The organism is Halomonas llamarensis, assembly GCF_023555005.1.
GTDB classification, from domain to species: domain Bacteria; phylum Pseudomonadota; class Gammaproteobacteria; order Pseudomonadales; family Halomonadaceae; genus Vreelandella; species Vreelandella llamarensis.
In genome coordinates this window covers 1-373 of sequence record NZ_JAMJPJ010000117.1, presented here as the reverse complement: position 1 = coordinate 373, position 373 = coordinate 1, and the positions used below count along the sequence as shown (strand labels likewise).

Here is a 373-nt window from a genome sequence, read left to right as displayed (position 1 = left end):
CAGGTGGCGCGACCCACCAGCGGGCGTACAACGCCCTGGGCCAGATCACCGCCCAGATCGACTGCTCCCAGCAGCGCACAACTTATAGCTATGACCGCCACGGCTACCTGGCCAGCGTCACCAATGCGCTAAACGAGATCACCCGCACCCAGCACGACGAGATGGGCCGACGCATCGCCACCCAGCTTCCTGACGGACTCTACTGGCACCACCATGTGGACTCTCTTGGGCGGCTGGTAGAACTGGAGTAAGCGAGCCATTAACCACATCTGGGCAGGCGTCGCTCAGCCGGGTAATGTGTCCTTCCAGTGCCAGGGCAGCAGCGTGGTGAGCTCGTCGTCGTTGAGCGTGGGCAATGTTTCGAAGACGTACC

The 373-nt window shown here is 62.2% G+C and carries 1 protein-coding gene; it reads left to right on the top strand.

Annotated elements, in window-relative coordinates; translation table 11 throughout:
* The coding region (locus tag M8006_RS17845) for an RHS repeat domain-containing protein (protein WP_250084578.1) at positions 1 to 251 on the top strand (251 nt) is incomplete at its 5' end.
* Between the last annotated feature and the right edge of the window lie 122 nt (positions 252 to 373).